This window comes from Zeimonas arvi, assembly GCF_008039575.1.
In the GTDB taxonomy this organism is placed as follows: Bacteria; Pseudomonadota; Gammaproteobacteria; order Burkholderiales; family Burkholderiaceae_E; genus Zeimonas; species Zeimonas arvi.
In genome coordinates this window covers 172,711-196,517 of record NZ_VDUY01000002.1, presented here as the reverse complement: position 1 = coordinate 196,517, position 23,807 = coordinate 172,711, and the positions used below count along the sequence as shown (strand labels likewise).

Sequence of the window (23,807 nt, the reverse complement as noted above, 5' to 3'; positions counted from 1 at the left end):
CTGGGGCGACGGATGTCATCGGAATTCTACGGCGAGGCGAGCGGGCATCGGGAACGGCGGGCGCGATCGGCGCTTATCCTTGCCGGCCATGAGCCGTCCACATGCGAACGCCCGCGACGATCTCCACGACGATCTCCACGACGATCGCTGCGGCGATCGCTGCGGCGATCCCGATCCGCTGCGACGCCGTCTGCTCGCGGCGGGCCTGACCCTTTCCTCCGGGGCCCTCGGTCTCCCGCTGGGGGGCTGCGCCAGCGTGGCCAGCCAGCGCGCGGCGTCCGTCCACGCGAGTCGGCTGCGCGCGGCCGAAGGGCGGGCCGCCTTGGTCGGCGATCTCGCCCCGCCGACCGCCGTCTGGCACTACGAGGGCGCGGTGCCCGGGCCGCTGCTCAGGCTGCCCCAGGGCGGCGTATTGGCCGCCACGCTCGACAACGCCCTGCCCGAGCCCACCACGATCCACTGGCACGGCATCCGTCTGCCCAACGCGATGGACGGCGTGCCCGGGCTGACCCAGCGGCCGGTGGCGCCCGGCGAGCGCTTCGACTACCGGTTCGCGGCGCCCGATGCCGGCACCTACTGGTACCACCCTCACCTGTCGACGCCGGAGCAGGTCGATCGCGGCCTGCATGGCGTGCTGATCGTCGACGAAGCCGATCCGCCGGCGGTGGACCGCGAACGGATCTGGCTGCTCGACGACTGGCGCCTGGACCGTCAGGCGCGGATCGTCGAGGACTTTCTCGATTTCCGCGACGTGTCCCATGCCGGCCGCATCGGCAACACGATCACGATCAACGGGCGGCTGGCCGACCGCGAGCCCGTGCGGCCCGGCGAGCGCCTGCGGCTGCGCCTGGTCAATGCCGCCAACGCGCGGATCTTCGGCTTGCGCTTCGAGGGCCTGGCGCCCTGGCTGATCACCCTCGACGGGCAGCCGCTGCCGGCGGCGCGCCCGCTCGGCCAGGACGAGCCGCTGCTGATCGGCCCAGGCATGCGGGCGGACCTCATCGTCGACATTCCCCGCGCGGGCGAGCGCTGGCAGGTGCTCGACGTATCGCAGCGCAATCGGGCCTGGCGGCTGGTCGACCTGGTCGCCGAGGGCGGCGCGCCCGCCCTCCAGGGAGCCGGCAGTGCGCGCGCAGGCGGCCGGCACGATGCGCCAGCGCCGATCGCGCCCAACCCTCACACGGAGCCGGAACTGCGCGACCCCTTGCGGGTGAGCCTGCATTTCGGCGGCGGGATGATGGGACGCGGCCTGCCGCCCGACACCGCGCAGGCCCGCGCGGCCCGTCGCCAGCGCCGGCTGGAAGGCCATCGCGCGCCCGACCCGGCCTGGAGCGTCAACGGGCATGCCCATCTGGAACACGGTGCCGGGCATCCCTTCGAGTTCCTGGCCGAGCGCGGTCGCACCGTCCTGCTGCAGCTGCACAACGACACGGCCTGGTGGCACCCGATCCACCTGCACGGCCACAGCTGGCGAGAGCTCGCCCGCGACGGCCGGCCGGTTCCGGACCGCCCCTGGCGCGACACTTCGCTGATGGCGCCGGGCGAGCGGCTCGAGGTGGCCTTCGTGGCCGACAATCCCGGCGACTGGCTGCTCCACTGCCACGTGCTGGAGCATCACGCGGGCGGCATGGGAACGCAGTTCCGGGTTCGGTAGCGCGGGTTCGGCCGCGCCTCGCGGCGTCAGCCGCTTCGCAGCCCCGCCAGCCTCACCAGCCCGATCGCCAGGAAGGGCAGCACCAGGGCCAGGGCCACCGACAGCAGCATCAGGTCGCCGAGCTGCGAGTAGTCGGCGGGCACGGTCACCGCGCCGCTCGCCGCATCGCGCACCTCTCGGGTCACGGTGAAGAGCTGGTTCAGGTACTTGGTGCCCAGTTGCGAGGCCGACAGCGCCAGGTTGGTGAACGAGGCCATCACCGCGAAGAAGGTCGCCTTGAGCCGGTCGGGCGCGCTGCTGGCGATCCAGGCGAGCATCGGCACCATCGCGATCTGGCCGAGCGGCGACTCGAGCGCGGTGTCCACCAGCGCGATGAAGCGGGCGTCGACGATGCCGCCGGTGCGCGCGGCGGTCCACTCGTGCAGGCCGTGGTACATGCCGATGATCGGCAGCGCGAGCAACGCACCGACCACGGTCAGGACGCCGACGATGCGGTAGATGGACTGCTCGGCCATGAACCGGCGGAACACGAACAGTCCGGCCAGCGTCAGCACGCTGGCGATCAGCGACAGCACGGCCAGGAACTGCTGGTCGAACTTCAGCTCGTCGATCATCCACCAGGTCTGGCCCGCACCCGGGGTCGGCAGCGCGCGGAACACGAAGATCACGACCGCGGTGCCAATCAGGGTCTGCCGGGCATGCGGCTCGAGCTCGCGAGTGAGCCGCCAGATCAGCGTCAGCACGATCGCCATCGACAGCGCGAAGATCCCCTCCTGGCCGAATCGGAAGTTGCCCAGGCCCACGCCGACCGACAGCAGCGCGAACACCGCTCCGCCGCCCAGCACCCACCAGTTCACCGGCGGGCGCTCGGCGTGGACCGCCATGCGGGCGTCGGCCGTGGCGGGCGCCAGGCCCTGCGCGATCAAGGCGGCCCGTTGCCGCCGGCGCAGCCACCAGGCGAAGACGACGCCGCTGACCGAGATCGCCGGGATCGCCAGCGCGATCTCGTGGACCGTCACGTAGACCGCCACGCGCTGCGCCTCGGGCAGCGCCGCGGCGCCGCCCAGCATGCCCACATTCAGCAGCGAGACCAGCACGCCGCCGCCGATGATCGCGACCCGCCCCAGGGTCTGCATCGTGGTGTGCATCGCCTTCAGGCGATCCTCGTCGTAGGGCCGGCCGGCGTCGTCGCGGTGCGGCACCGCCTCCACGGTCATCGCGTCGGCCACCACGTCCTGCATCACGTAGCCGATCGGCGACAGGATCACCGCCAGCACGTACCAGGCCTCGACGCGCATGAAGCTTCCCATCGCCTCGGGGCTCGACAGCAGCCCGATCATGATCAGCAGCTCGATCGCGATCAGCCCGGCGCCGGCCAGCACCAGCCAGCCTTTCCAGCGCCAGACCAGGTCGACCAGGTGGCCCAGCGGCATCTTGAGCGCCCAGGGGAGTCCCGCCCAGAAGCCGAGCGCGGCCAGGAACTCGGCCGACAGCCCCAGGTACTCCTTGACGAAGAAGGTGCCGACGATCGCGGTCAGGCCAGAGATGCCGGCCGCCATGTAGACCATCAGCGGCGGCAGGTAGGACAACCGCATTTCCCGCGCCAGCGTGAGCACGGCGCGATGAGGACGACTCAGGGTTTCGGACAGGGGCATCGGGCGCGGCCGGCATGCGGCGGTATCCAGGACGACCGATATCATCCCGGCTTTCCGACCCGCCGTGAATGATGACCGGTCCCGATCCCGACGAAATACCGGACGCCGCCGCCGGCTTCGCGCCCCACCGGGGGCTGGCGTTCGACGCGACCGGCGCGCCCTTCGATCCGGTCTACCGCGATGTGTTCCGCAATCGCGCGGGCGCCTGGGACGAGAGCGAGGCGGTCTTCGTCGATGGCTGCCGGGTGCGCGAGCGCTGGCGGGGCGCCGAGCGCTTCTGCGTGCTGGAGCTGGGCTTCGGCCTGGGCGTGAGCTTCCTGGCCACGCTGGCGGCCTGGCGCGCAGACCCGGCGCGCTGTCGCGCGCTGCACTTCGTGTCGATCGAGGCGCATCCGCTCTCGCGCGAGGACCTCTCGCGCGGCCTGGCCTCGCTGCCCGACCGGGGGCTGGCCGAGGACATCGCCGCCCTGCTGGCCGGCTGGCCGCTCCCGCTGCCCGGCCTGCACCGGCTGCGCTTCGCCGGCGGCGCGGTGACGCTCACGCTTGCTTTCGGCGAGGCGGCGAGCACGGTGCCTCGCCTGGCCGTCGCTGCCGACGCGATCTACCTGGACGGCTTCGCGCTCTCGCGCAACCCGGCCATGTGGGGGCCGGCGCTGATGCGCGCGCTGGCCCGTCGCGCGCGGCCGGACGCGCGGCTGGCGACCTGGTCGGCCGCCGGCGCGGTGCGCGAGGCGCTCGCGGCTGCGGGATTCGAGGTCGAGCGCCTGCCTGGCGTCGGCGGCAAGCGACACCGGATCGAGGCACGCTGGGCGCCTCGCTGGCGCAGTTGGCCGCCGCCGCCCGAGCCCCCCTTGCCGACTCGGCGCCACGCGATCGTGATCGGCGCCGGGCTGGCCGGCGCGGCGGTCGCCGAGGGCTTCGCGCGACGCGGCTTCACCGTCGATCTCCTCGACGCGCGCCGGGCGCCGGGCGGCGAAGGCTCGCTGCAGCCGGTGATCGCCGATCACCTGCACCTGTCGCCCGACGACAACCCGATGGCGCGGCTCACCCGCGCCGCGTTGCTGCTACGCGCCGGCGGCGGCGCCATGCGGTCTTGCGGCCGACTCGCGCTGGAATCCGGCCCCGACGATGCCGTGCACAACTCGGCGATGCTGGCGCGACTGGCCTTCCCCGCGGCCTTCGTGCGCCGGGTGGAGCGCGACGAGGCGAGCGACATCGCCGGGGTCGCGTTGCCGCGGGGTGGGCTCTGGCTGCCGGGGTGTGCCGCGGTCGCGCCGGCCCATGCGATCGCGAACTGGCTGGCCCGCAGCGGGGACGCGATCCGCTTCGTCGGCGGCGCGCGCGTGGAGACGCTGGCGCGCGACCCGTCGTCGGGCGAGTGGATCGCGCGCGATCCGGCGGGCCGGGCGATCGCGGCCGCGCCGGTCGCGGTGCTCGCCAACGCCGGCGACGCGGTGCGCCTCGCCGCAGTGGAAAGCCTGGCCGTCCGCCGCGTGCGCGGCCAGACCACCTGCCTGCACGACCCCCTGCTGGCCGGACTGCGCACGGTGCTGGGCGGCGACGCCTACGCGGCGCCGACCGGCATCGACGGGCGCATCCTGGTGGGCGCCAGCTTCGACGAGGGCGAGTCGCTGGCCCCGGACCCGCGCGACGATCTCGGCAACCTGCGCAGGCTGGGCAGGATGCTGGACCGCGAGCCGCAGGCGATGCTGCCGGGGGCGATCCCGGCCGCGGTGGGCTTCCGTTTCGCGCTTCCCGACCGGCTGCCCGCCGTCGGCCCGCTGCCCGACGAAGCGGCCGCCCGCGCCGCGGCCGATGCCCTGCTGCGCAACGACAAGCTGCCGATCCCCCTGGCTCCCGGGCTCTACGGCGCCTTCGCCTTCGGCTCGCGGGGGCTGCTCTGGGCGGCGCTGGCCGCCGAGCTGCTGCCGGCGATCGTATGCGGCGAGCCGGCGCCGATCGAGCGCGAGCTGGTCGCCGCGGTCTCGCCTTCACGCTTGCTGCGGCGGCGCCTGCGGCGCGCGCGCTAAACTTGCCGGGCCGCGCGCCGCGCGGACCTGCCGCGTCGCCACGTGCGCCGACGCCCTCCGGACCCATCATGCCGAACGCCGCGCCCCGCATCCGTTACGACTGTTCGAAGTGTCCCGGTTACTGCTGCAGCTACCCGCGCATCGAGGTCAAGGACAAGGACCTGAAGCGGCTGGCGAAGCACTTCGGCCTGCCTGTCGGGGAGGCCGAGCGAAAGTTCACCCGCCGCTACAAGGATGACGAGAGCGACGAGCGCATCCTCCGGCACCACAAGGACGAGATCTACGGCACGATCTGCCGTTTCTTCGACCGGACCGAGCGCCGCTGCACCGTCTACGCGGCACGGCCGGACGTCTGCCGCCAGTACCCGAACGGATCCACCTGCGGCTACTACGGCTTCATCCAGTTCGAGCGCAAGCACCAGGGCGATCCGGACTTCATTCCCTCGGCATGACCATGAGCCTTTCGCAACTTCCCGTTCTCGGCACCCCGCTGTCGCCTTCCGCCATCCGCGTCATGCTCCTGGGCTCAGGCGAGCTCGGCAAGGAGGTGGCGATCGCGCTGCAGCGGCTCGGCGTGGAAGTCGTCGCGGTCGACCGCTACCCCGACGCGCCCGGCCACCAGGTGGCGCATCGCGCCCACGTGATCGACATGACCGACGGCGAGGCCTTGCGCGAGCTGATCGCGCGCGAGAAGCCGGACCTGGTGGTGCCCGAGATCGAGGCGATCGCCACGCCTGCGCTGGTCGAGATGGAGAAGGAAGGCGCGGCGCGCGTGATTCCCACTGCCCGGGCGGCCTGGCTCACGATGAACCGCGAGGGCATCCGCCGGCTGGCGGCCGAGACGCTGGGCCTGCCCACCTCCCCCTACCGCTTCGCCGGCAGCCTGGCCGAGATGCGCGCCGCCATCGACGGCGAGGACGGCCAGCCTGGCATCGGCTATCCCTGCTTCGTCAAGCCGGTGATGTCCTCGTCGGGCAAGGGCCAGTCGAAGGTCGACCGCCCCGAGGACGTCGAGGCCGCGTGGGACTACGCCGCCCGGGGCAGTCGCGTGGACGCGGGCCGGGTGATCGTCGAGGGAATGATCGACTTCGACTACGAGATCACGCTGCTGACCGTGCGCGCCCGCGATGTGTCGGGGGCCATCGTCACGCATTTCTGCGATCCGATCGGCCATGTCCAGGTGGCGGGCGACTACGTCGAGAGCTGGCAGCCGCAGCCGATGAGCGACACCGCCCTCGCGCGCGCCCGCGAGATCGCGAAGCAGGTCACCGACGACCTGGGCGGCGCCGGCGTCTTCGGCGTGGAGCTCTTCGTCAAGGGCGACCAGGTCTGGTTCTCCGAGGTCAGCCCGCGCCCGCACGACACCGGCCTGGTCACGATGGCCAGTCAGCACCAGTCCGAGTTCGAGCTCCATGCCCGGGCGATCCTGGGCCTGCCGGTCGACGTGTCGCTGCGCACGCCGGGGGCCAGCGCGGTGATCTACGGCGGGGTCGAAGGCAAGGGCCTGGTATTCGAGGGCACGGCCGAGGCGCTGGCGGTGCCGGGCACCGACCTGCGCCTGTTCGGCAAGCCCGAGTCCTTCCTCAAGCGCCGGATGGGCGTGGTCGTGGCGCGCGCGTCCGATGTGAACACGGCGCGTGCCAACGCGAAGCTGGCCGCGTCGAAGGTGAAGCCCCGCCTCGCCTGATCTCTTTCAGGACGCCAGCAGCGCCTCGATCGTCTTCTGCACCTCGAGCGCGACCGCGGCGTCGGGAATCGGCTGGGGCTCGCCGCGCGCCAGCTGCGCGAGGCTGTCGAGCTGCGACTGGTAAGCGGCCGTGCGCGGATCGGGACGGTCCGCACCGAGCCCGCCGTGCGGCAACTGCGTCCAGCGCTTGCCGTCGCTCGCCGACAGCTCGAACCAGTTCTCCAGGCGCAGCGCGCCGGCATCGCCGCGCAGCGTGAACTCGACGACGTCGGGCCCGGCCGCGCCGGCCGAGGCGCTGACCAGCACCGGCACGCCGCCGCAGGACAGCCGCGCCAGCGCCGAGCGTTCGCACAGGGCCGGGTCTTCCTGCCACCCGATGGCCGCCGCCTCGATCGCGACCGGCCCGAGCAGGCGGCGCAGCAGGTACACGTAGTGCGACAGCACTTCGCGCACGAATCCGCCCTCTTCCCGCCAGGCCAGCCAGCCGGCGTTCGCCTGCCAGTCGCGCGGCCAGCGCGAGAAGAACAGCCGGATCTCTGCCTGGCGCGGGCTGCCGATGGCGCCTGCCCGCAGCCGGGACTCCATGGCCGCGACCGCCGGCGCGGAGGCGAACACGTAGTTCACGCCATTCGCGGTTGCCGACGTCGAGAGCGCCCGAACGATCGCCTCGCCGTCGACGAGGCTCACCGCCAGCGGTTTCTCGCAGAAGACCTTGCGGCCGGCGGCGATCGCCATCTCGACGTACTCGCGGTGGAAGGCCGGCGGCGTGCCCACGTAGACGATGTCCACGCCCGGGGCCTCGATCGCCGCACGCGCGCTCGCGGCGAGCGGAACCTCCGGGAAATCGGCCGCCGCCGAGCGCATGGCCCGGTCGGTGATGTCCCAGGCGGAAACGACCTTCAGGTCGTTCCGGTGGCGGGTCTGGTCGAGCATGCGGCGCCCGATCACGCCGAGTCCGATCACTGCGATGCCGTGGCTCATCGGGGAATCCTGTCCGGAGGTCGAGGCGCCATTATCCACGGGGCGCGAGCGCCACGGCGGCTGGCCGTTGCGCCGAACAGGGCAGCAGCGCATCCAGCGTCGCATCGTAGGCGGTCGTGCTGACGTCCATCAGGCCGAGCACCGAATGGAAGAGATTGTCGTGCGACAGCGGCGCGGCGGAGCGTTGGCGCAGGCAGTCCATCCGCGTGCCGCCACGCGCCTGCATTCCTGCGGACAGCCAGGCGACCATGGGCACATGCGTCTGCTCGGCCGGCGCGATCGACCAGGGCACGCCGTGGAGGTAAAGCCCGCCCTCGCCCAGCGACTCGCCGTGGTCGGACACATAGAGCATCGCCGTGTCGTTGGCGCCGCTGTCGGCGCGATTCTTCAGCCAGGCCAGGGCGAGATCGAGGAAGCGGTCGGTGGCCGCGATCGTGTTGTCGTAGGCGTTGATCACATGCTCCGCGGGGCAGTCGGAGAGCATGTTGCTCGTGCACTCCGGCTGGAAGGGCTTGCGGTCGGCCGACGTGCGCTTGTAGTAGGCGGGCCCGTGGCTGCCCATCTGGTGCATGACCACGACCACGCCGCGTGCCCGCCTTTCGGGATCCAGCGCCGCGATCCGGCGGTCCAGCCCGTCGAGCATCGCCTCGTCGAAGCACTCGCCGGCATCGCACAGGCCGGCCACCGGCTCGTCCAGCACGCGCACGCTGGGCACCCGCGCGCAGACGCCCTTGCACCCGGCCTGGTTGTCGAGCCAGAGCACGGCGAGCCCCGCGCGGCTCAGGACGTCGAGCAGGTTCTCGTGCACCGCCGTCCGGTCGCCGCCCTGCTCGCGGGTGAGCGGCGAGAACATGCAGGGCACCGACACATGGGTGTTGGTGCCGCAGGCGCTCACCTGGCTGAAATTGACCAGTTCGCCCGCTTCCTGCCAACGCGCGAGCGCGGGCGTCGTCTGGCGGGCGTAGCCGTTCAGGCCCCAGCTCCGGGCGCGCGCGGTCTCGCCGACCACGAGCAGGAGCAGCGGCGGGCTGCGCCGCGCGGCGTAACCGGGACCGAGCTTTGCGTCCACGCCCACCGGTTGGAGCGCGCTGGCTTGCGCCGGAAGCTGGTCGGCCGCCAGCCGGGCGCCGGCATAGACGGCATTGAGCGGATTCACCATGTAGCGCAGCGACTTCTGCTCACGGACCACGGGAGCCAGATCCTGGAAGCCCAGCAGGACCGCAGTGGCCGCCACCGCGACCCCGACCAGTGCGCCGACCGCGTTGCGCCAGGCCCGCTCGAACCAGCGACGCTGCGGCAGCGGCCGTCGCCAGATCCACCACAGGGCGGGGCCGGCAACGAGCAGCACGGTCGCGGGAAGCGACCAGGACATCAGGTCGCGCGCCTCCCGCACGTCGGTGCTGATCACGTTGGCCAGCATCGTGTTGTCGATCACGGCGCCGTACTGCCACATGAAGTGGCTGTTCGCGGCGGCGATCACGGCGAGCAGGCTGGCCGTCGGCCGGAACAGTCGCGGCCAGGCGAGCAGGGACAGCAGCGCGGCGGTACCGCCCGCCACCATCAGGCCGATGCCGGCGAAGATCACGAACTGGCGCGACGATCCGCCCGCCAGCTCGTGCAGCCTTTGCCAGAGCGGCAGGTTGCCGGCCACGGTGAGCCAGAGCACCAGCCCCCAGACGGTGACGAGACTCCGGGACATTCCGGTGGCGCGCTGCGGTCGCGCGGCGCTCATCGAACGACTCCCGGCTGGTCCAGGCTGGCATGCGTCGGGTCGACCACCGGTTGCGTGGCGCGCAACCGGTGGTCGCGAAGCAGCGCGTCGGCGAGCTGGTAGTCGGCGATCGCGCGGTCGGCCCTGTGGGGGTCCACCGGCACGGCGCGGGCGCTGCCGTCGGCATCGATCCGGTACTGCGTGACCTTCTGTTTCGGTGCGAGCACCACCAGGTCGCGCGTGCCGTTCGCGCCCGGGGTCAGCAGCCCGACCTCCTGGTAGTTGCCGAGCCAGGCGCGCTCGACCGCGTCGGGCGAGAGCAGGTCCTCGCCGAAGAACCGCCCATGATCGTCGATGCCCAGCCAGGACAGCAGGGTCGGCACCAGGTCGATCTGGCTGGCCATCTTGTCGTGGACCGCCGGCCGGACGTAGCGCGGCGCGTAGAACAGCGCCGGGATCTTGTAGCGGTCGGGCGGAATGCGCGTCTTGCCGGCCACCGAGGCGCAGTGATCGGCAACGATCACGAACAGCGTGTCGTCGAACCACGGCCGGCCGCGGGCCTGCTCGATGAACCGGCCGATCGCCCAGTCGGTGTACTTGACCGCGCCATCGCGCCCGGTCCTGGACGGGATGTCGATGCGACCGTCCGGATAGGTGTAGGGACGATGGTTCGAGGTCGTCATCAGGTGGAAGAACTGGCGCTTGCCGCCTGCCACCGTCCGATCGATCTGTTCGAGCGCGAAGTCGAACAGGTATTCGTCGGACACGCCCCAGATCGTCGAGAAGCCGACCCGATCGTCGGGAATGGAGGTCCGGTCCAGCACCTTGTAGCCGTTCCCGGCGAAGAAGCCGTTCATGTTGTCGAAGTAACCGTAGCCGCCATAGAGGAAGCTCGTCTCGAAGCCCTGCTGGCGAAGCGCCGCGCCGAGCGTGAGCACGCCCTCGCCCTCCGGGCGGCGGACCACCGACTGGCCGGGCAGCGGCGGCAGGCCCACCGACAGGGCCTCGAGCCCCCGGACGGTGCGCGTGCCGATCGCATAGAGCTCGGTGAAGAGCAGCCCGTCGCGCGCCAGCGCGTCGAGCTTCGGCGTGAGCCCCTGCTTGTTGCCGAAGCTGCCGAGAAAGCTCGCGCTCAGGCTCTCGACCTGGATGACGACCACATGCTTCGGGCGCGCGCCGGCATCGTGCGGGTGTCGCCGGCGCGGCCAGGCGCCGGCGATCGCGGCGGCCTGTTGCGGGTCGAGCATCGCGTAGAAGCGGCGGAACGACAGCGCGTTGTCGCGCAGGGCGGCAAGGAAGGCCACGCCGCCATTGCGCGCGATCTCCTGGTCGACCGCGTTGGCGCGCAGCGCAGTGGCATTGCCGATCGAGCCGTCGATCGCCAGCGCGAGGCGCCCTGCCCCGATCATGGAAACCGCGGCCAGCGTCGCGACACCCACCCGCAGGGGCAAGGTCCATCCGCGATGCATCGCGGCGGCCTGCAGCCGCCTCGAGCGCCGCCCGAGCAGCCATGCCAGCAGCAGCCCCGCGCTGCCGAGGCCCGCCAGGATCGGGCCGACCGGGTAGGACTCGACGATGTTGCCGATTACCTCGTTCGTGTAGATCAGGTAGTCGACCGCGATGAAGTTGAAGCGCGCGCCGAACTCCTCCCAGAAGAGGATCTCCGAGATGGCCGAGAAGCCGACCGCCGCCACGACGCCGGTCGTGACGGCGAGCCGCCAGCCGCGACGCAGCAGCCCCGGCGGACGGCTTCGATGCGCGAGCGCGCCGACGAACAGGGCGGGCGCCGCGCAGGCGAAGGCGAAGAGCGCGTCGGCCGCCGTGCCGCGCAGCAGGATGTCCAGGATGGCCCCTGGCGAGAGATCGATGTCCTGCCAGGCCAGCGAGGCCAGCACGACGCGCGTCGCCGTCGCTGTGGCGACCATGACCAGCCAGATCAGCCAGGCGCTCTCGAGCGCGGGATGGGAGCGAAGCCGGAGAATGCGTTGCATCAGGGACCACGATCGGAATCGAAGCCGCGATGCTGGCACCGGCGCGATGAGCTTCGCGCGGCGGTTTCGTGAGGAATTCGTGAGGGCGCGGCCGTCAGTCGCGGCCGGCCAGGTTCAGGCCTTCGCCAGACGCACCCTGGCTCGGGTGCCGCCGCCGGGGCGCGGCTCGAGCGCGAGCTGCCAGCCGGCCGCGTCGCAGATCCGCTGGGCGATCGAGAGTCCCAGCCCGAGGCCTTCGCTGTCCGGCCGGATTGGGGCCTGGCTGCTGCCGTCGGCGGGGGCGCTGCCCGGTCCGTTGCCGCTGCCGCCGCCGATGCCGATGCCATCGTCATCGACGACCAGCTCGCTGTCGCGCCAGTCGACGCGCACCCGCGTGCCGCCGCTGTGCCGGACCGCGTTGCGCACCAGGTTGGCGAGCACGATCCACAGGGCGCTGCGATCCAGCCTCACGACCGCGCCGGCCTCGACCTCCGAGCCCAGGGCGATGCCACGTGCCCTGGCTTCCGCCGCCAGGTGGCCGAGAACCTCGGCGACCAGGCGATCGATGCCGATCTCGCTCGCGGCCTCGGCGCTCCCGCCACGCGCCACGCGCAGCAACGCGACGGTCAGCATCGTCATCTCGTCGAGGCTGGCCTGCACGGTGTCCACCAGCCGGCGCTGGCGCTCGTCGAGCTCGCCGGCGCGCAGCAGGTCGAGCGAGGAGCCGGCGCGCATCAGCGGCGTGCGCAACTCGTGATTGGCGGCGGCGGTGAAGGCGCGCTCGCGGGCCAGGATCTCGACCAGGCGGTCCCGATAGGCGTCGAGCGCGCCGGCCAGGCGGGCGGTCTCGGCATGCGCGGCGATCGCGTCGAGCCGCGCCGGGCGCTCGGCCTCGTCCTGGGGGCGGCCGACCGCGTCGGACAGGCCCTGCAGGTCGCGGGTCAGGCGGCCGGCCATCCGGCCGCTCAGCAGCAGCGCGAGCGCGCCGATCGCGAGCACCGAGAGCGCGAGCGCGGCGATCGCGTTGTGCTGCCGGGTCTCGTGCTCGGCCACGTCGTAGACGAGGAAGAACCAGGCATCGCCGTCGCGTTCGATCGCCACGTGGTACTCGAGGTCCTCCCCCGGACGGAGCTCGTAGCCGCCCGCCCGCCGCGGCAGGCTTCGCAGCCAGGCGGGCAGCGCTGCCTCGGCCGCCGCGTCGCCGTCGTGGACCACGTACAGGCTCATGTCGGGCGTGTTCGGCGCGGCCAGTCCCGGCTGCTGGCGGTGCACGACGATGCTGCGCTCGAGCTGCCCGGCGAGGATGCGGTCGATCATCGCCTCCTCGGCGTGATAGCTGACGAACCAGACGAGGCTCGCCTGAGCCAGCGCGATCAGCAGCGCCAGCCCGGCAAAGACGGCGGCCAGCCGCCGGCGCAGCGAGGGCCGGTGCGTGCGGGGCGCAGTTTCAGTCGGCGGCGAGCCGGTAGCCATGGCCGTGCAAGGTGCGGATCGGATCGAAGTCGCAGCCCGCCTGCGCGAAGGCCCGGCGGGTCGCGGCCACCAGCGTGCGCAGCGCGTCGCCCTGCTCCCGTTCTTCGCCCCAGATGGCCTGCTCGAGCTCTTCGCGGCCGAAGATCCTGTCGGGCCGCTCCGCGAGCAGCTCGATCAGCCGGAAGGGCTTGGGAGAGAGCCGCACCTCGGTGCCATCGACCTGCACCCGGCGGCCGGCGCGGTCGACCAGCAGGCGGCCCGCGCGAAGGCTCTCGGTGGACGGCCGGCCCTGGGCGCGGCGCAACAGCGCGGCGAGCCTCACCGCGAGCTCGGGAAGCTGGAAGGGCTTGACCAGGTAGTCGTCGGCCCCTGCGTCGAAGCCGGCGAGCTTGTCCTCGAGCTCGTCGCGCGCGGTCAGCATGATCACCGGGGCGTCGCTGCCGATTTCCTCGCGGAAGCGCCGGCACCAGGTCAGGCCATCCAGGCGCGGCAGGTTCAGGTCCAGCACGACAGCCTCGGGCGCCTCGCGGGCGGCGAGCGCCATCGCCACGAAGCCGTCCGGCGCCCAGTCGCAGCGGTGCCCCCTGTCCTGCAGGAAATCGCAGACGTTGGCCCCGATCACGGGGTCGTCCTCGACGACCAGGATGCGCGCCATGGGCCGGTCTACTGCACCCCGATCGAGTCGAGGTACTCCTCGTAGCCGCCGCGCCAGTCGGTGATCTTGCCGTTGCCGTGCACCACCAGCACGCGGGTGGCCAAGGCGTCGATGAACTGGCGGTCGTGCGAGACGATGAACAGCGTGCCCTCGAACTTCTCGAGCGCCAGCTGCAGCGACTCGATGGATTCCATGTCGAGGTGGTTGGTCGGCTCGTCCATCATCAGCACGTTGTGCCGGCCCAGCATCAGCCGGCCGAAGCTCATCCGGTGCTTCTCGCCGCCCGACAGCACCTTGACCTGCTTGATGACGTCGTCACCCGAGAACAGCAGCCGGCCCAGGATGCCGCGCACCGCCTGGTCGTCGTCGCCGGCCTGCGTGTAGCGGCCGATCCAGTCCGTGAGCGTGTCCTGGGATTCGAAGTCCGGGTACACGTCTTGCGCCATGTAGCCGACGTCGGCGTTCTCGGCCCATCTGGCGCTGCCGCCGCCGGTGATCAGCCCGCCCGGATGGTTGGCCAGCAGCGCGCGCAGCAGCGTGGTCTTGCCGGCGCCGTTGGCGCCGACGATCGCCACCTTCTCGCCGGCCTCGATCGTGACCGAGAAGCCGTCGATGACCGGCATGCCGTCGGGTTCGTAGCGGTGCCAGAGGTTCTCGGCCTCGACCGCCAGCCTGTGCAGCTTCCTGGCCTGCTCGAAGCGGATGTAGGGGTTCTGGCGCGACGAGGGCTTGACCTCGACCGACTCGGACTTGATCTTGGCGATCAGCTTCTGGCGCGAGGTGGCCTGGCGGGCCTTGGCCTTGTTGGCGGCGAATCGCTGGACGAACTCCTGCAGCTCGCCGATCCGTTCCTTGGCGCGCGCGTTGGCCGCCATCTGCCGCTGGCGCGCCTGCGCCGAAGCCAGCATGTAGTCGTCGTAGTTGCCCGGGTAGATCCGCAGCTCGCCGTAGTCCAGGTCGGCCATGTGCGTGCAGATGGCGTTGAGGAAGTGCCGGTCGTGCGAGATCACGATCATCGTGGAGTCGCGATCGTTCAGCACGTTCTCGAGCCAGCGGATCGTGTCGATGTCGAGGTTGTTGGTCGGCTCGTCGAGCAGCAGCACGTCGGGGTTCGAGAACAGCGCCTGAGCGAGCAGCACGCGCAGCTTCCAGCCCGGCGCGATCGCGCTCATCGGGCCCTGGTGCTGGTCGACCGGGATGCCCACGCCCAGCAGCAGCTCGCCGGCGCGTGCCTCGGCGGTGTAGCCGTCGTACTCGGCGAACTTGGCCTCGAGCTCGGCGGCCTTCATGTAGTCGTCTTCGGTGGCCTCGGGGTTCGCGTAGATCGCGTCGCGCTCGCTCATCGCGGCCCACATCTCCACGTGGCCCATCATGACCACGTCGAGCACGCGGTGATCCTCGAAGGCGAACTGGTCCTGGCGCAGCTTGCCCAGGCGCACGCCCGGATCGAGCATGACGTGGCCGGCGCTGGGCTCGAGGTCGCCGCCCAGGATCTGCATCAGCGTGGACTTGCCCGATCCGTTGGCGCCGATCAGGCCGTAGCGGTTGCCTTCGCCGAAGCGGACGGTGATGTTCTCGAACAGGGGCTTGGCCCCGAACTGCATCGTGACGTTGGAGGTGGAAAGCATCTCTTCTCTTGGTTCAGCCGACCCAGACGCGGGCGTTGCGGAAGATCCGCATCCACGGCGAGTCCTCGCCCTGGGCGGGGTCGCGCCAGCTCATCTGGATGGTCCGGAACACGCGCTCCGGATGGGGCATCAGGATCGTGGCCCGGCCGTCGGCGGTGGTGAATGCGGTCAGGCCGTCCGGCGAGCCGTTGGGGTTGGCCGGATAGGTGGCGGCCGGCGCGCCGTCGTGATCGATGAAGCGCATCGCGGGGATCGCGGCCTTCGCGGCAGCCGGGCTCGCGAAGGCCGCACGGCCCTCGCCGTGCGCCACCACGATCGGGATGCGGCTGCCGGCCATGCCGCGGAACAGGAGCGACGGCGAATCCAGCACCTCGACCAGCGACAACCGCGCCTCATACTGCTCCGAGCGGTTGCGCAGGAAGGCGGGCCAGTGCTCCGCGCCGGGGATGATGCTCTTGAGCTGCGACATCATCTGGCAGCCGTTGCACACGCCCAGGCTGAAGGTGTCGGGGCGCTGGAAGAAGCGCGCGAAGGCCTCGGCCAGCTTCGCGTTGAACAAGACGGAGCGCGCCCAGCCGCTGCCGGCCCCCAGCACGTCGCCGTAGGAGAAGCCGCCGCAGGCCACCAGCCCGCGGAAGCCGGCCAGGTCGTGACGGCCCTCGATCAGGTCGGTCATGTGGACGTCGAAGGCCTCGAAGCCGGCCCGGTCGAAGGCCGCCGCCATCTCGATGTGGCTGTTCACGCCCTGTTCGCGCAGGATGGCCACGCGCGGGCGCGCGCCCTTGCCCACGAGGGGCGCGGTCACGTCCTCGCCCGGGTCGAAGGCGAGCTTCAGGTGCAGGCCGGGGTCGTTCTCGCGCAGCAGGCGGTCGAACTCTTCCTTCGCGCAGTCGGGGTTGTCGCGCAGCGCGGCGATCCGGTGGCTGGTCTCGGTCCAGGTGCGCTGCAGCTGCGCGCGCGGCGCGCTCCAGATGCACTTGCCGTCGCGGTAGAAGGCGATCTCGTCCTTGTCCTGCGGCTTGCCGATCGTGTGCGCGTGCGCGGACAGGCCAAGCTCGCGCAGCTTGCCCATCACCGCGTCGCGCTCGGCCGCGGGCACCTGGATCACCGCGCCCAGTTCCTCGTTGAACAGCGCCTTCAGGGTGAGCTCGTCGCGCTGCACCGAGACTTGCTCGGGGCGGATCTTGTAGTCGCCCCAGTCGGCCGAATGCGGGTCGATGGTCAGCAGGTCGAGGTTGACCGCCACGCCGCAGCGCCCGGCGAAGGCCATCTCGCAGACGGCGGCGAACAGGCCGCCGTCGGAGCGGTCGTGATACGCCAGCAGCCGGCCCTCGGCGTTCAGCGCCTGGATCGCCGAGAAGAAGCGCGCCAGCTGCGCCGGCTCGGCCACGTCGGGCGACTCGCCGCCGATCTGCTGGGTGACCTGCGCGAACGCGGAACCCCCCAGGCGCTGCCGTCCCTGGCCGAGGTCGAGCAGGATCAGCGCGGTGTCGGTGGAGGCCTGCAGCTGCGGCGTGAGCACGCGGCGCGCATCGGTCACCGGCGCGAAGGCGGTGACGATCAGCGAGGTCGGGGCGCGCACTTCGCGGCGCTCGCCGGCCTCGTCCCAGACGGTGCGCATCGACAGCGAATCCTTGCCGACCGGGATCGAGATGCCGAGCTCGCGGCACATCGACGCGCAGGCGTTCACCGCGTCGAACAGGTCGGCGTCTTCGGCCGGATCGCCGCAGGCGGCCATCCAGTTGGCCGAGAGCTTGATCGCGTCGATCGCCTCGATCGGTGCGGCCGCGATGTTGGTGATGGCCTCGCCGACCGCCATCCGCGAGGCCGCGGCCGCGTCGATGACCGCCAGCGGCGTGCGCTCGCCCATGGCCAGCGCCTCGCCGCGACAAGACTCGAAGTCGACCAGGCCGACCGCGCAGTCGGCCACCGGCACCTGCCAGGGGCCGACCATCTGGTCGCGCGAGCTCATGCCACCCACGCTGCGGTCGCCGATCGTGATCAGGAAGGCCTTCGAGGCGACCGCCGGCAGGCGCAACACGCGCTCGGCGATGTCGGCCAGCTGGAAACCGGCGGCGTCGACCGCCGGCAGCGCGCGGGCGCGGCGCTGGCCATCGCGGTGCATGCGCGGCGGCTTGCCGAGCAGCACGTCGATCGGCATGTCGACCGGGTGGCCGACCTCGTCGCCGCCGCCGTCGGATTTCTCGACGATCAGCTGCCGGTCGCCGGAGACGGTGCCGACCACCGCGTAGGGGCAGCGCTCGCGCTCGCACATCGCGTGGAAGGCCGGCAGGGATTCCGGCGCGATCGCGAGCACATAGCGCTCCTGCGATTCGTTGCACCAGATTTCGGCCGGCGACATGCCGGTCTCCTCGACCGGCACGCGGGCCAGGTCGAAGCGCGCCGCGCGATCGGCGCCGTGGACGATCTCGGGGAAGGCGTTGGACAGGCCGCCCGCGCCCACGTCGTGGATCGACAGGATGGGGTTGGCGTCGCCGAGCGCCTGGCAGCGGTCGAGCACTTCCTGCGCGCGGCGCTGGATCTCGGGGTTGCCGCGCTGGACCGAGTCGAAGTCGAGCTCGGCGGTGTTGGTGCCGGCGCCCATGCTGGAGGCCGCGCCGCCACCCAGGCCGATCCGCATGCCCGGGCCGCCCAGCTGGATGAGCAGCGTGCCGACCGGCAGGCCGTGCTTGGCGGTGTGCCGCGCGTCGATGCTGCCGACCCCGCCGGCGATCATGATCGGCTTGTGATAGCCGCGCACCAGCCCGGCCACGTTCTGCTCGTAGGTGCGGAAGTAGCCGGCCAGGTTCGGGCGGCCGAACTCGTTGTTGAAGGCCGCGCCGCCGATCGGGCCTTCGATCATGATCTGCAGCGGCGTGGCGATCCGCGACGGCGCGCCGTAGGGCCGCTGGCTCTCCGGAGCGGCCGGGTCGCGATCGGCGAGCGGCGCGGTCACGTCGGCGGCGTTCTCCCAGGGCTGGACGAATCCGTCGATGTTCAGGTTGGACACGGTGAAGCCGGTCAGCCCGAACTTCGGCCGCGAGCCGCGACCGGTGGCACCCTCGTCGCGGATCTCTCCGCCCGCCCCGGTGGCCGCGCCCGGGAATGGCGCGATCGCGGTCGGGTGGTTGTGCGTTTCGACCTTCAGCAGGCTGTGGATCAGGCCCTGTTCGGCCCGGTAGCTGCCATCGGGCCGCGACTGGAAGCGCCTGGCCGGACCGCCTTCGAGAATGGCCGCGTTGTCCGAATAGGCGACCACGGTGCCGCGCGGATTGGCCGCGTGCGTGCTGCGGATCATTCCGAACAGCGAGGTGTCCTGCTCGGCGCCGTCGACGGTCCAGCTGGCGTTGAAGATCTTGTGGCGGCAGTGCTCGGAGTTGGCCTGCGCGAACATCATCAGCTCGACGTCGCTCGGGTCGCGCCCGGCCTGGCCGAAGGCCTCGAGCAGGTAGTCGATCTCGTCGTCGGACAGCGCAAGCCCCAGCTCGCGGTTGGCGCGCTCGAGCGCCGCGCGGCCTTCCTTGCCCACCGGGATGCGCTGCATCGGCTTGCCGGGCAGGGACTCGAAGAGCCTGGCCGGTTCGGGCGCCGCCAGCAGCAGCGACTCGGTCATCCGGTCGTGCAGCGCGGCGCCGAGGATCGCGAGGTCGGCCGCGTCGAAGTCGCGCTTGCCGGTGAGGCCGGCCAGCAGCCCGCCGCGCGGCTCGATCGCGTAGACCAGGCCGCGCTCGATCCGGTGCACGTGGACCATGCCGCAGTTGTGCGCGATGTCGGTGGCCTTGCTCGCCCACGGCGACACGGTGCCGATGCGCGGCACCACCCACAGCCGGGGCGCGCGCTCGTCGATCCGGGCGCCTGCGCCGCGATCGCCGAGGTCCGACGGCGCATCGAGCAGCGCGACCAGGCGGGCCTGCTCGTCGTTGGTCAGCGGCCGGTCGGCCCAGACGTAGTGAACGTAGTGCGCATCGATGCCGACGACCCGGACGTCGATCTGGCGAAGGCGGTCGAGAAGGCGCGAGAGACGGAACTCGGACAGCGCCGGCTGTCCCGGGAGCGTCAGGTAGGCGGACATGGTGGGACGAGCGGAAGGTAATCCGCGATTATACGGGGCCGGGCGAGCCCGACGCCGAGCCCTGCAGGCGGTCTAGGCCTGCCCCAGCGGCAGCGCGGTCGTTCGCTTGATCTCCTGCAGGACCACGCTCGACTCCACGCTGCGCACGCCGGGCAACCGCATGAGGCGGTTCATCATGAACCGCGCGAAGGACTCCAGGTCCGCCGCGACGATCCGCAGCAGGTAGTCGTACGGGCCGGTCACCGAGTGGCACTCGAGCACTTCGGGCATCGCCTGCACCGCTGCGTCGAAGGCATCGTTGCGCCCCTCGCCGTGACGCTCCAGCGAGACGCGAGTGAAGGCGGTCACGGTCAGTCCGATCCGGGCGGCAGGAAGGAGGGTCACGCACTGTCCGAGCAGCCCGCTGTCCTGCAGGCGCTGGATGCGTCGGCTGATCTGCGAGGCGGACAGGTGGACACGCTCGCCGAGGGCCTGGTTCGTGGCGCGGCCGTCGCGCTGGAGCGCGTCGAGCAATTGCAGGTCGATGCGATCGAGTTCGAGCATGAACCGTTCTCCATTTGCTAGCACAGTACATGAATCGTGCGCCGACAGGCCGATATTGTGCGTGCTTCGCACGATCGCTGTGTTCCTGCGGGCATAGCATGTTTCCAATCCAGTGTTCGCGTCAGGCCGCCCGTCGAGTCCGGAGATGAACGCGCCCGAAGTCCCTTCCGCAGCGCCTGGCTTGATCCGCCGTCGTGCCAGCCTGGAGGACGCCCTGTTCGCGAAGTCCGGCACGATCTTCCTGAGCGGCATCCAGGCGCTGGTCCGTCTGCCCTTGATGCAACGCGAGCTCGACGAAGCGCGCGGGCTCGGCACGGCGGGCTTCGTCAGCGGCTACCGAGGCTCGCCGCTCGGTGGCTACGACAGGCAGCTCTGGGTGGCTGCCGAGGCGCTGGCGCGATCGAACGTCCACTTCCTGCCGGCCATCAACGAGGAGCTCGCGGCCACCGCGGTGCTGGGCTCCCAGCAGGTGGAGAGCGACCCCGCGCGAACGCGCCGGGCCGCGTTCGGGCTCTGGTACGGCAAGGGCCCGGGTGTCGACCGTGCCGCCGATGCGCTGAAGCACGGCCATGCGCGCGGCGCTTCGCCGAACGGCGGGGTGCTGGTCGTGGCCGGCGACGATCACGGCTGCGTGTCCTCCTCGATGGGGCACCAGAGCGAGCTCACGATGATGTCGTGGCGAATGCCGGTGCTCAGTCCAGCGAACGTGGCCGAGCTGCTCGAGTTCGGCCTGCACGGCTGGGCGCTGTCCCGCCACTCGGGCGCGTGGGTGGGCATGACGGCGATCTCCGAGGTCGTCGAGAGCGCAGCCACCGTGGATCTGGACACGCTGGAACTCCCGGTCGGCGTCCCGTGTCGCGGCACCGGCGAGGGGGCCCCCTTGCACTACCGCGCCGACGACCGGCCGGGGCTTGCGATCGAGGCGCGGATGGCCGCGCGACTGGACGCGGTGCGCGAGTTCGCCGCCGCGCACCCGATCGACCGCATGATCTGCGCGCCGCCGGGCGCGAGCCTGGGAATCGTCACCTGCGGCAAGGCTCATCCCGACCTGCTGGAGGCCTTGCGCAGGATCGGCCTGGGTCTCGACGATCTCGCCCGCGCCGGCGTGAGGCTCTACAAGGTCGGGCTCGCCTTCCCGATCGAGCCGGCGCGCATGCGGGCCTTCGCGCGCGGCCTCGCCGAGGTGCTCGTCGTCGAGGAGAAAGGCGGCGTGGTCGAGCAGCAGATGCGCGCCCTGCTCTACGGCGCGCCGCCCGGATCCCGTCCGTCGATCCTCGGCAAGACCTCGACCGACGGCCGGCCGCTTCTGCCCGAAGTCGACGAGTTGCGCCCGTCGCGCCTGCTGCCGGTGCTGGCCGACTGGCTGGCCCGGCATCGCCCCGCCCTCGATCGTCGATCGCTGGTCGCCGGGCTGCTTGCGTCCCCGCTGTCGCCGCACCCCGCCGATCACTGGACGCGGGTGCCGCACTTCTGCTCCGGTTGTCCTCACAACACCTCGACCGTGGTGCCGGCCGGGTCCCGGGCCCAGTCGGGAATCGGCTGTCACGCGATGGCGATGTGGATGGACCGCGACACGGCCGGCGTGACCCAGATGGGCGGGGAAGGCGTCGATTGGCTCGCGCATTCGCGCTTCACCGCGACGCCGCACGTGTTCCAGAACCTGGGCGACGGCACCTGGCTGCATTCCGGCGTGCTGGCGGTGCGCCAGGCGGTCGCGGCGAAGGGTCGGATCACCTTCAAGATCCTGGTCAACGACGCGGTGGCGATGACGGGCGGGCAGCCGCCCGACGGCGTGGCGACGGCCGACGCGATCGCCCGCCAGCTCCGGGCCGAAGGGGTGGCGCGCATCGCCGTCGTCGCCGAGGAGCCCGATGAACTGGCTCCGGTGAAAGCCGGCTTTCCACCCGGCGTCAGCTTTCACCCGCGCGCCGCGCTCGACGCGGTCCAGCGCGAGCTTCGCGAGCTGCCCGGCGTCTCCGCCCTGATCTACGTTCAGGTCTGCGCGGCCGAGAAGCGCCGCCGGCGCAAGCGTGGCGAACACTCCGCTGCGCCATCGCGCCTGATCATCAACGAGGCCGTCTGCGACGGATGCGGGGAATGCGGCCGGATCTCCAACTGCCTGTCGGTGGTGCCCGTGGACACGCCGACCGGACGCAAGCGGCGGATCGACCAGTCGTCGTGCAACATGGACTTGCGATGCGCCGATGCGTTCTGCCCGAGCTTCGTGTCAGTGCGCGGCGCGCGACTGCGCCGGCCCGGGCGGTCGATCGATCGCGAGCGCCTGGCGCAGCGCCTCGCCGCCTTGCCTCAGGCCGGGCCGCCTGCATCGCAGGGCCCCTACGACCTGCTGGTGGCAGGGGTCGGCGGCACCGGCGTGGTGACCGTCGGTGCGCTGGTCGCCATGGCCGCGCATCTCGAGGCTAGGCATGCGTCGGTGCTCGATTTCACCGGCTTCGCGCAGAAAGGCGGCAGCGTGCTGTCGCACGTGCGCATCGCCGCGAATGCCGGCGCGTTGAACCAGGCGCGGATCGACGCCCGGCAGGCCGACGCAGTGCTGGCCTGCGACCTGGTCGTGGCCGCCGGCGACGATGCCCTGCAGACGGTCAGCCGAGGCCGCACGCGGATCGTCGCGAACCTGGCTGCGGCCCCGATCGCCGCGCAGCTGAGGGATCCGGATGCGGACATGCCGCTGTCGGCCTTGCTCGACAAGCTCGCCAAGGCGGCCGGCGGCGGTCCGGACCTGTGCGACGCCCGAGCGATTGCCGAGGCGGCGCTGGGCGACGCGATGGCGGCGAACGTCGTGATGCTGGGTTTCGCCTGGCAGCGGGGAATCGTGCCGGTGGGTTGGGAGGCGATCGAGAAGGCGATCGAACTGAACCGCGTGGCCGTCGACTCCAATCTCCTCGCATTCCGGCTCGGCCGGCTCGCTGCGGCAGATCCGGTCTGGCTCGACGAGGCGCTGGGGCGTCCGGGCCTTGTCGCGCGGCACGCCCGGTGCGAGGCCGAGGACGACATCCCGCTCGACGCCTTGCTCGCGCGCCTGGAGTCGGAGCTGGTCGCCTACCAGAACGCGCACCTGGCGGGCCGCTGGCGCAGCCTGGTGGAGCGGACGGTCGCGCTCGAGACTCGCCTGCGCGCACCGGGCGAGGCGCTGGTCCTCGCGCCGGCCGTTGCCCGGAGCTACGCCAGGCTGTCGATGTACAAGGACGAATACGAGGTCGCCCGGCTGCATGCGTCGGACGACTTCCGGCAGGCGATCGAGGCACAGTTCGAAGGCCGCTTCTCGCTGACCTTGCACCTGGCGCCGCCGCTGCTCGCACGCCCGGGTCGTGACGGGCCGCCGCGCAAGCTGAGGCTGGGAGCCTGGGCATTCCCGCTGCTCGGCGCGCTAGCAGCCCTTCGCCGATTGCGCGGAACTGCAGTCGATCCCTTCGGGCACACGCGCGAGCGTCGCATCGAACGGGCGCTGCCCGTCGACTATGCCGCGATGATCGATGGCCTGCTCGCTCGCCTGTCCGACCTGGCCGCCGCTTCGTCCGACCGGCTCGGCCTGGACGAACCAATGGCGCTGGCCGTGGAAGTCGCTTCGCTGCCGCGCTCGATCCGCGGATACGGCCAGGTCAAGCTGCGCAATCTCGTCGCAGCGAAGCGTCGAGAGCGCGAGCTGCTGGGGCGTCTGGGGCTGGATCAGCCGGTATCGCGGCCGGTCGAGCGACTGATCGCCGAGTCAGCGTAGAGAAGCCGGGAG

The 23,807-nt window shown here is 71.6% G+C and carries 14 protein-coding genes; 5 read left to right on the top strand and 9 right to left on the bottom strand.

The genetic code is table 11. The features are described from left to right. Positions 1-88: 88 nt before the first annotated feature. The gene (locus tag FHP08_RS05305; protein WP_147703285.1) at positions 89-1,654 is read left to right on the top strand and encodes a multicopper oxidase family protein; all 1,566 of its coding nucleotides are present in this window, start codon (positions 89-91) and stop codon (positions 1,652-1,654) included. A gap of 26 nt (positions 1,655-1,680) precedes the next feature. Here FHP08_RS05305 and FHP08_RS05300 read toward each other — a convergent pair whose 3' ends face one another. Next, positions 1,681-3,354, bottom strand: a complete 1,674-nt coding sequence (locus tag FHP08_RS05300; protein ID WP_222707820.1) for an MFS transporter — start codon at positions 3,352-3,354, stop codon at positions 1,681-1,683. A gap of 26 nt (positions 3,355-3,380) precedes the next feature. Between FHP08_RS05300 and mnmC the strand changes: the two genes are divergently transcribed. The 3 genes from mnmC (at position 3,381) to purT (ending at position 7,026) form a co-directional block, all read left to right on the top strand. Beyond that, entirely contained in the window at positions 3,381-5,339 is a 1,959-nt protein-coding gene (gene mnmC / locus FHP08_RS05295) for an FAD-dependent 5-carboxymethylaminomethyl-2-thiouridine(34) oxidoreductase MnmC (protein WP_222707819.1), read from the top strand. Positions 5,340-5,407: 68 nt separating this feature from the next. Further along, positions 5,408-5,791, top strand: a complete 384-nt coding sequence (locus FHP08_RS05290; RefSeq protein WP_147703283.1) for a YkgJ family cysteine cluster protein — start codon at positions 5,408-5,410, stop codon at positions 5,789-5,791. A gap of 2 nt (positions 5,792-5,793) precedes the next feature. Beyond that, on the top strand, positions 5,794-7,026 hold the full coding sequence (gene purT, locus FHP08_RS05285) for a formate-dependent phosphoribosylglycinamide formyltransferase (RefSeq protein ID WP_147703282.1): 1,233 nt from the start codon (positions 5,794-5,796) through the stop codon (positions 7,024-7,026). Between the two features lie 6 nt (positions 7,027-7,032). Here purT and FHP08_RS05280 read toward each other — a convergent pair whose 3' ends face one another. The 8 genes from FHP08_RS05280 to FHP08_RS05245 all read right to left on the bottom strand — a co-directional run bounded on the left by FHP08_RS05280 (position 7,033) and on the right by FHP08_RS05245 (position 20,059). Then, positions 7,033-8,007, bottom strand: coding sequence for a Gfo/Idh/MocA family protein (locus FHP08_RS05280; protein WP_187272176.1), 975 nt, complete (start codon positions 8,005-8,007; stop codon positions 7,033-7,035). 31 nt (positions 8,008-8,038) lie between these two features. Then, entirely contained in the window at positions 8,039-9,739 is a 1,701-nt protein-coding gene (locus FHP08_RS05275) for a phosphoethanolamine transferase (protein WP_225879041.1), read from the bottom strand. Further along, entirely contained in the window at positions 9,736-11,709 is a 1,974-nt protein-coding gene (locus FHP08_RS05270) for an LTA synthase family protein (RefSeq protein ID WP_147703280.1), read from the bottom strand. The genes FHP08_RS05275 and FHP08_RS05270 overlap by 4 nt, the downstream gene beginning before the upstream one ends. Positions 11,710-11,823: 114 nt before the next feature. Then, positions 11,824-13,161, bottom strand: a complete 1,338-nt coding sequence (locus tag FHP08_RS05265) for a sensor histidine kinase (protein WP_147703279.1) — start codon at positions 13,159-13,161, stop codon at positions 11,824-11,826. Further along, a complete protein-coding gene (locus tag FHP08_RS05260; protein WP_147703278.1) occupies positions 13,136-13,816 on the bottom strand; it encodes a response regulator transcription factor in 681 nt (226 codons plus the stop codon). Before FHP08_RS05260 ends, FHP08_RS05265 begins: the two co-directional genes overlap by 26 nt. Positions 13,817-13,824: 8 nt before the next feature. Continuing rightward, the gene (locus FHP08_RS05255; protein WP_147703277.1) at positions 13,825-15,444 is read right to left on the bottom strand and encodes an ABC-F family ATPase; all 1,620 of its coding nucleotides are present in this window, start codon (positions 15,442-15,444) and stop codon (positions 13,825-13,827) included. A gap of 13 nt (positions 15,445-15,457) precedes the next feature. Further along, positions 15,458-19,516, bottom strand: coding sequence for a phosphoribosylformylglycinamidine synthase (purL, locus tag FHP08_RS05250; protein WP_147703276.1), 4,059 nt, complete (start codon positions 19,514-19,516; stop codon positions 15,458-15,460). A 72-nt stretch (positions 19,517-19,588) separates the two neighbouring features. Next, positions 19,589-20,059: an Lrp/AsnC family transcriptional regulator gene (locus FHP08_RS05245; RefSeq protein ID WP_147703275.1), complete on the bottom strand. Its 471-nt coding sequence runs from the start codon at positions 20,057-20,059 to the stop codon at positions 19,589-19,591. A gap of 145 nt (positions 20,060-20,204) precedes the next feature. Between FHP08_RS05245 and FHP08_RS05240 the strand changes: the two genes are divergently transcribed. Beyond that, positions 20,205-23,795: an indolepyruvate ferredoxin oxidoreductase family protein gene (locus FHP08_RS05240; RefSeq protein ID WP_147703274.1), complete on the top strand. Its 3,591-nt coding sequence runs from the start codon at positions 20,205-20,207 to the stop codon at positions 23,793-23,795. Positions 23,796-23,807: the final 12 nt, after the last annotated feature.

Excerpts from the sequence above, each read along its gene's own strand:
- FHP08_RS05270 (WP_147703280.1), bottom strand. The coding sequence starts at position 11,709 with ATGCAACGCATTCTCCGGCTTCGCTCCCATCCCGCGCTCGAGAGCGCC.
- FHP08_RS05305 (WP_147703285.1), top strand. The coding sequence starts at position 89 with ATGAGCCGTCCACATGCGAACGCCCGCGACGATCTCCACGACGATCTC.
- FHP08_RS05290 (WP_147703283.1), top strand. The coding sequence starts at position 5,408 with ATGCCGAACGCCGCGCCCCGCATCCGTTACGACTGTTCGAAGTGTCCC.
- FHP08_RS05245 (WP_147703275.1), bottom strand. The coding sequence starts at position 20,059 with ATGCTCGAACTCGATCGCATCGACCTGCAATTGCTCGACGCGCTCCAG.
- purT (WP_147703282.1), top strand. The coding sequence starts at position 5,794 with ATGAGCCTTTCGCAACTTCCCGTTCTCGGCACCCCGCTGTCGCCTTCC.
- FHP08_RS05240 (WP_147703274.1), top strand. The coding sequence starts at position 20,205 with ATGAACGCGCCCGAAGTCCCTTCCGCAGCGCCTGGCTTGATCCGCCGT.
- mnmC (WP_222707819.1), top strand. The coding sequence starts at position 3,381 with ATGACCGGTCCCGATCCCGACGAAATACCGGACGCCGCCGCCGGCTTC.
- FHP08_RS05255 (WP_147703277.1), bottom strand. The coding sequence starts at position 15,444 with ATGCTTTCCACCTCCAACGTCACGATGCAGTTCGGGGCCAAGCCCCTG.
- FHP08_RS05260 (WP_147703278.1), bottom strand. The coding sequence starts at position 13,816 with ATGGCGCGCATCCTGGTCGTCGAGGACGACCCCGTGATCGGGGCCAAC.
- FHP08_RS05275 (WP_225879041.1), bottom strand. The coding sequence starts at position 9,739 with ATGAGCGCCGCGCGACCGCAGCGCGCCACCGGAATGTCCCGGAGTCTC.
- FHP08_RS05280 (WP_187272176.1), bottom strand. The coding sequence starts at position 8,007 with ATGAGCCACGGCATCGCAGTGATCGGACTCGGCGTGATCGGGCGCCGC.
- FHP08_RS05300 (WP_222707820.1), bottom strand. The coding sequence starts at position 3,354 with ATGATATCGGTCGTCCTGGATACCGCCGCATGCCGGCCGCGCCCGATG.
- purL (WP_147703276.1), bottom strand. The coding sequence starts at position 19,516 with ATGTCCGCCTACCTGACGCTCCCGGGACAGCCGGCGCTGTCCGAGTTC.
- FHP08_RS05265 (WP_147703279.1), bottom strand. The coding sequence starts at position 13,161 with ATGGCTACCGGCTCGCCGCCGACTGAAACTGCGCCCCGCACGCACCGG.